This is a genomic window from Actibacterium naphthalenivorans, from assembly GCF_014196965.1.
In the GTDB taxonomy this organism is placed as follows: Bacteria; Pseudomonadota; Alphaproteobacteria; order Rhodobacterales; family Rhodobacteraceae; genus Actibacterium_A; species Actibacterium_A naphthalenivorans.
In genome coordinates, this window is record NZ_JACIEQ010000027.1 from 1 (window position 1) to 6879 (window position 6879).

The following is a 6879-nucleotide window of genomic DNA, read 5'->3' on the forward strand; positions in this document are numbered from 1 at the left end:
CGCTCCTGGCCATCGGTGTCGGTGAACTTGACGGGGACGGTGGCGACGTAGTGGTTGGTCATTTGGGTTACTCCTTGTTGCGATGGGGATCACCCAGCACGGGGGCAAGGGGCCCGGTCGCAAGCGCAAATGCGGAGGGTCCGCGGCTCCGCCGTGGAAGCCGTATTTGTGCTTGCCGAAGCGTGAGCTGAGGGCACGAACGGGCCGACCCCGTGCGATCCACATCTATGAGCAGAAAGGAGTGATCCGGATGACCCTTGCCATCACGCAGCCGCCACCATCCGCGTCCGCGTCCCACCGAGCCTGGCCGGGGTGCTGACGGAGCCCGCCCGCGTGGATGCGATGTTCCGAAACACGCCCCGAGGAACGTGCAGGTGTTCAGCTTCATATGCGACGTCTCGACCCCTCGCGTCTTGCGATGCTGACGATGTGCGTGAGGTGCGCACCATCCCCAGCCCGCACCGATGCGGATGGGCCGCACTCTGACGGACCGGGTAGAGGGATGGCAGTGCCGGCCGCCGCAGACTGCCGATCACGCATGACCGATCGCACGCGCCATGAGACATGACGAAAGGGCCGCGCCAAGCGCGACCCCCTCTCTTCAATCCTGCGACGCCTTCTTCGCCGGGTCAGCAACCCGCATGACCGTCAAGCCTTTCGCTTCCGCCTTCTGCCCGAGGTTCAGCGCGACCCCGTTGCCGCCGAAGAGAACAACCCCCGTCGCCGCGAACTTGTCGTCCAGCATTTCGTCGTTGCACTTGAACGGTGCCGCCCGCCCATGCGCGGACCAGCGAGGATCGAAGCGCGCCTGCGCGACCCCGCGTGCCCGGGCCCACCGAGCCGCAATCATCTCTGCCCCGTGCTTGCCACCCTTGTGGCAGAGGAAGATCTCCTGGTTGCGGTTCTGCTTGATCCGTTCGCGAACCTTGTCGAGCGTGTTGAAGATCACATCGACATCTGCCCAGTCGGTGGCTCCTGAGACGATCAGGGGAACCCCCTCGACTTTCGACTTCTCGGCGGTTTCACGGTCGTGCTGCTCCAGGAGCTGCCGCGCCTCGAAGACCGCCCCGGTCTCCTGCGCCCGGACGCTTGCGCGCGACCCGGCTGCCGGGATGAAGGCGTGGCCCGTTTCGACCTCGTAGCATTCCGCCGCTGCCTCGCTCATTACCTCGATGGCGCTGACAATCTCGCGCAGCTGCACAAAGCGGGCCTGCGCCTCTTCGAGCGCGGTCTCGGCGATCTCCGATCCGTCGTGGGATTTTGCCAGCGCACCGATCTTGTCGGCGGTGCGGTGGACCTCCTTGCCAAGCGCCACCTTGCGGCGCTGCAGGATCGTCGCGAGCCCATGGGCCAGCGGTTCGATCTCTGCTTCAAGCCCGGTCCCGCGCAGCTGACCGAGCAAAGCCTCGAAGCTCTCGCGGATGATGCGGTCGGTCAGGATGTGATCTTCCGGGATCGGCAGCTGCGCGTCCTTCTCGGTCAGCCCGAAAAGTTCGATCGTCTCGTAGGTGTTTGCGGTGTCGTAAGCCATGTCTGGTCTCCAGTGTTCGGTTCCTAGGCCACCACGTGAGTGTGGGGGCATGGCCGAATGCCTGGTTTCCGAATCTGCCCGGGTCAGGGACGGCGCAGCCGCCGGCTTGCCGGGCGCAAAAGTTTTCCGCGCGCAGCACCCGACACATGCGCGCGCTCGCGCACGGGACCGCCCCCGCCACAGGCCCCGCCCTCGCCGAAAAGTTTTGCGATCCTTGACGCGGGCTGATTTGGGGGCCATCCGGAGGATATGCTTCCGCACTCATGTGTGTGTGTTTTGACGGTAGGTTTGCCCGACCCGAGCAGGCAAACGGCCCGACCGGACGCGGAAGACGGATGAAGCGGCGGGATCGTTTTGGTCTCAGGCCAAAACAGACCAGAGCGCAATCCGGCGGAGCGGCCGGGGAGGGACGTGCTCGCGAGGCGGGCAAACCGGGATGCCGGGTGCGACGCCGCGGTGAGGCCGCATGGCCGAATGCGCGACGGACCGAAGGGCCGTTCTCCCCTGCGACACGCGAAGCCGAGCAGGGGAGGCCGTAAGGCTCTGGCCACGGTTGATGTGCAGGGACTACGCTGCCGACTATAGGGATTGCTTGTCCAGGCATTCGACGTGATGGGCGGGAAGCTGCCGTTTGCCGCGGGAGCGAAAAATCGGAGGGAGTTCAGCTATTGCCGACATTCGAGATTGAAGCGACCGCACTGAACACATTATCGCCACTCGCTCAAGTTCTGGAGCCGCTCCAAGACCTTTTCGATGGTGCAGATTCACCGTTTGAGGTAGAAGCTTTCGCAAGGTGAACCGTCATCTTGATTTCGGCGCAGGCCTTGGCGCAATGAGCTTTTTCGAAAAGGAGGAGTAGGTGATGACTACACGACAGATTCTTGCCCTCCTCAATTCGCACATCGAGGGCGACGAAGATCAGTTCCTTTCAGTGGCTTTGCAGATCGCCGCGCAACAGGCGCGCGAGGGGCGGGCCGATGACGCGGAGAAGCTAAAGCGTGTCGTGCAGAAGGCGCGCGATCGGCGGCGCCTTGGCTCTCCGACAGGGGTACAGACGCCGATTCCGATGGCTCGCCCACGGGCCGAACTTCAGGGGCTTGTCGAGAGCACTTTCCCAAAGATTACCTTGGGCAGCATGGTGCTGGCCGACGATGTGCGGAACCGACTCGCCCGTGTGGTCCGTCAGCAAGAAGAACGCGCCACGTTGCGTCAATTCGGTCAGAAGCCCACAACCCATTTGCTTCTCGTTGGGCCTCCCGGAACGGGCAAGACAATGACGGCCTCGGCGTTGGCCGGTGAGCTTCGGTTGCCCTTGTTCACCGTTCGGCTTGAGTCCCTTTTCAGCCGGTTCTTCGGGGAGACCGCAGGCAAGCTCCGGATTCTGTTCGATCAAATTGCCCAGATGCGTGGTGTGTATCTTCTAGACGAGTTCGACGCTATAGGCGCTCGCCGAGGTGATCCGAACGACATTGGCGAAATTCGCCGGGTCCTGAATTCGGTTCTCGCATTCATGGAAGAACCCAATTCGACGGATAGCGTTGTGCTGGCCGCGACAAACCATGTTGAAATTCTAGACGAGGCCTTGGCTCGCCGGTTTGACGAGGTGGTGGAATATTCGCTGCCTGAAACTGAAGCGGCGCGGGCGATTATTGAAAAGCGGCTTGGCAAGTTCAAGTTGAGCGCGAGGTCTTGGTCCTCATTGGAGCCGGCATTGGCCGGGTTGAGCCCGGGCGAGCTTGTACGCGCCACGGACTCTGTGGTGAAGGACGCAATTATTGACGGCGTGACAAAGATTTCGGCTGACTCCCTGCGCTCGGCCCTGCATGATCGCCAGACCCTTAAGGGGAAGTTTCGCAAAGGCGCGAACCTATAGCCGTGCACGCAGAGCGTGAATGGTGAACCCAATAAAATTGGAAGCAGGGTCTGATGGCGGATCAAAGTGATTTCGACGCGCGTAAGCATGTGCACATCCCGTTCGACGTGTTCCGGGACGAGGTTGGTTATTCCTACCCGAAGCAAAAGATGGACAAGAAGCCGCTTCGGGAAGATTACGCGGCACACGCCCAGAACCTTCTCGACCAATTGGCTGCCGCGTTGGGTGAGATACCTGGGGCGGGGCACGACAACCGTTTGCCCGTCGAGGGGCTGAAGCCCGGGAAGATTGTTGAAGTGGGCACCATGCCGCCGCAATCTGCCCGCTCTGGCGCGGTGAAACTGCCTAAGAACTTCGAGTTTCCGCAGGAAGATGTGGTGGTGCTTCGATCAGATCGGCGAGACGACCGAACGGAAAGCGCCCTCATTTTTGTACCGGATGATGCCCGTGCTTTTCTGCGGGGCAGGCTTCAGGGGTATGGAAAAGACCCTGGAAACCAAGCACGGCAGGACCTTGACCGATTTGAGCGGATTGAGACGATCCAATCCGCAGTGGCACGATCCCTCTTCGTTGGTCCGGCGGACTTCGATTCTTCCGATGCCGTTTGGTGGGAACTCTGGGTGCGCGGTGGCGCGAATATAGCCGAAGGTGTCTCTGCGGCGGCTCAACATGCAGACCTTGAGGTTCATCAGGACCGCCTCTTTTTCCCGGATACGACCGTTCTTTTCGTGCACGGATCGGCGGCCACGGCAGCGGATTTCGCTGGCAGGGTGCTGGGAGCGCTTGTGGAAGTGCGAAGGTCAACCGCCACGATTGAGCCTTTCCTTGACAGGCAGGGCAATGGTGTCGGACCGGAGGATTGGGTTGCCGACCTTGTGAATCGGGTTACCCCGCCGCCTGCGGACGCAAATGCGGTCTGCACATTGGATACTGGTGTTGCGGGTGGGCACCCGCTGATCGCTCCCGGGCTGCGGGGGGCTTGGGCCTATGATGCGGCTTGGGGGACGGATGATCACCATCCAGATGGCGGACACGGCACGCCGCTGGCCGGACTAGCGCTCTATGGGGACTTAGAGGCCCTAATGAACGACATGCGGCAAGTGGAGCTTTCCCATGCAGTCGAGTCAATGAAGCTCCTGCCGCCGCCCGGATTTGCGGATACTGCACCGCCCAATCGTGGTGTGGTCACTGAGGGTGCCGTGTCTCTTGTCGAGGTAGAGCGACCGAATGTGCGGCGGGCCTTTTGTATCGCAAATTCATCTGGTTTCTACCCACCCGACCGTCCGTCAACTTGGAGCGGAGCCCTAGATCAAATTACCTCAGGGGCAATGCCCGGTGATCAGGAGCCGGGGGTCCAAGCCGCAGAACGCCCTAAGCGCATGGTCGTGGTTGCTGCCGGAAATATGCTCGGCGGAATGCTGGATGACGTAATTCAATCGCATCCGTTAGAAGACCCATCGCAAAGCTGGAATTCGCTCACCATTGGTGGGTTTACTCGAAAAGAAACACCTCCTGTCACGCCGCCGGGCCTTGGTGTGGCGGTTCCGGCAAATCATCGAAGCCCTTTCAGCCTAGGCTCAACAGAACTTGCAAATGATTTGACGCCGATCAAGCCCGAGGTTTTGTTCGAAGCTGGCAACATGTCGGTTGATGCATTCAATTTCTGCCTTTGGCAACCGTCCTTATCACTGCTTGCCCCCGGCTCCGATGTGTTCAACCAACCGCTTGTGCCATTTTGGGCGACCAGTGCGGCTGCAGGGGTGGCGGGGAATTTCGTGGGTGGCTTGCAGGCTGCCCTGCCTGATCTGTGGCCCGAGACGCACCGGGCGTTGACTGTAGATTCTGCCTCGTGGCCCGAGCCGATCCGAAAGCACTTTATTGGTCCGCGCGGTGCGCATTGGAAAGGCGGGAGCAAAGGAAAGAAGCAAAAGGCCCTGCGTGAGTTCGGTTATGGTGTTCCGAACCTTCAACGAGCCGTGTTCTCGGCGCAGAACGATGTGACGCTTGTTGCGCAGGCTCCGATTCAGCCCTTCGCCCCCAGTGATGCAGGCGGCCCGCCAGTTTTCAACGAAATGCACTTTTATGACCTCCCGTGGCCGAAGGCAGCCCTGGAAGAGATTGAAAATGGCATTGTCATGATGAAGGTAACTCTTTCCTATTTCATTGAGCCGAATCTTTCTGGCCGCGCCGCAACCCGCCCCGAGACTTACCGTTCGTTCGGGCTTCGATTTGCCATGAAGAAACGCTCGGATACAAAACAACAGTTCCTACGGCGCGTTTCTGGGCATCAGGAAAAGGGCACCCCGCCTGCAGAGACGGAAAAGGATTGTTGGCTCCTCGGCCCAAAAGCGGTGCAAGCCGGTTCGCTCCACTGTGACCTGTGGCGGGGCAAGGCGATTGACCTCGCGTTGCACGACGCGATTGCGATCTATCCTGTCACCGGGTGGTGGAAGACCCATTCAGGGCAGAAGCGTTTCAATGACAAGGGGCGCTATGCGTTGGTGATTTCGATTTCCGCGCCAGGACAGCCCGTCAACCTTTACACTGAAATCAGTGCGATGGTTGAAGCCAAACAGATCGAAGCGTTGGTCTGACCACGACCCGCCAAACGAATGACAACTTATGAGGGATGCAACTGCAGCATTACGGGACGGTTTTGGATGTCTTCTTTGGGCCGATTGTACTGTTTCATTCCAGATCGACGCCGCCGAGGCGCGGCGCATGGACATGCGTCCGGACAAGGACTGCAGCGACCGCGCCCGCGATAGCGCCGAAGAGATGAGCCTCCCACGAAACGCCAGGTTGGCCCGGAAGAACGCCCCAGATAATGGAGCCATAGAGGACACCGACTACCAGTGCCGCGCCCAGCGTGGTCAATGAGCGATCCACGAAGCCGTGCGCGACGAGGAAGCCGAACCAGCCGAAGACGAGCCCTGACGCACCGATATGGATGGCGGAGCACGAACAGCCAGACGAGACCACCGCCGAGGCCGATCACCACGGCGTTCACAGGCAGCAAGGCCCTCGTGGTCGTGGCCATCAGCAGCCCACCCATCACCAGGATCGGCGGCGTATTGGCCATAAGATGCGCGAAGCTTCCGTGCAGCAGCGGCATTGCGATGACGCCATCCAAACCACCGGGCTGCCTGGGGATCAGGCCGAAGGCTGGGTTCAAACCGTAGCCGACGATCCAATTGACGACCTGGACTGCCCAGAGCAGCGCGACAAAGGCGGCAAGCGCCGCGGCGCGCCGAAAGAAGGCGCGCATGTGATCTCGGTTCATCATGTTGGCGACAGTAGACGTCCTCACAGCGCCTTCAACGGCTTTCGCGCGCTGCACAGGATGCCACCTCCAGGAAAGGGGGTTTGAGGCGGCCAACTGAGAACGGCGGTGCAAAAGTCGGCCACGGTAGCGGCGGGATGAGCCTGCTGCGGGCGGCGTAAAAGTCGTCCACCTTTACCCTTTCTGGCGACA

General features: G+C 60.9%; 5 protein-coding genes. 3 read left to right on the top strand and 2 right to left on the bottom strand.

Annotation, left to right across the window (positions count from 1 at the left end; all coding sequences use genetic code 11):
- Positions 1–601 precede the first annotated feature (601 nt).
- A complete protein-coding gene (locus GGR17_RS19855; RefSeq protein WP_054540637.1) occupies positions 602–1531 on the bottom strand; it encodes a DUF2493 domain-containing protein in 930 nt (309 codons plus the stop codon).
- Between the two features lie 862 nt (positions 1532–2393).
- Here GGR17_RS19855 and GGR17_RS19860 point away from each other — a divergent pair.
- The gene (locus GGR17_RS19860) at positions 2394–3404 is read left to right on the top strand and encodes an AAA family ATPase (protein ID WP_054540636.1); all 1011 of its coding nucleotides are present in this window, start codon (positions 2394–2396) and stop codon (positions 3402–3404) included.
- A gap of 53 nt (positions 3405–3457) precedes the next feature.
- Positions 3458–5998: a S8 family peptidase gene (locus GGR17_RS19865; protein ID WP_054540635.1), complete on the top strand. Its 2541-nt coding sequence runs from the start codon at positions 3458–3460 to the stop codon at positions 5996–5998.
- Between the two features lie 94 nt (positions 5999–6092).
- Here the strand turns inward: GGR17_RS19865 and GGR17_RS20445 are convergent, their stop codons facing one another.
- The gene (locus GGR17_RS20445) at positions 6093–6386 is read right to left on the bottom strand and encodes a rhomboid family intramembrane serine protease (RefSeq protein ID WP_328705655.1); all 294 of its coding nucleotides are present in this window, start codon (positions 6384–6386) and stop codon (positions 6093–6095) included.
- On the opposite strand from GGR17_RS20445, the gene GGR17_RS20450 reads away from it, so the two are divergent.
- Positions 6355–6774 (top strand): hypothetical protein, encoded by a 420-nt coding sequence (locus GGR17_RS20450; protein ID WP_054540633.1) that lies wholly within the window; start codon positions 6355–6357, stop codon positions 6772–6774. The two genes, GGR17_RS20445 and GGR17_RS20450, sit on opposite strands and share 32 nt — an antisense overlap.
- Positions 6775–6879 lie beyond the last annotated feature (105 nt).

Coding starts and splice junctions, on each gene's coding strand:
- GGR17_RS19855 (WP_054540637.1), bottom strand. CDS start 1,531: ATGGCTTACGACACCGCAAACACCTACGAGACGATCGAACTTTTCGGG.
- GGR17_RS19860 (WP_054540636.1), top strand. CDS start 2,394: ATGACTACACGACAGATTCTTGCCCTCCTCAATTCGCACATCGAGGGC.
- GGR17_RS19865 (WP_054540635.1), top strand. CDS start 3,458: ATGGCGGATCAAAGTGATTTCGACGCGCGTAAGCATGTGCACATCCCG.
- GGR17_RS20450 (WP_054540633.1), top strand. CDS start 6,355: ATGGCGGAGCACGAACAGCCAGACGAGACCACCGCCGAGGCCGATCAC.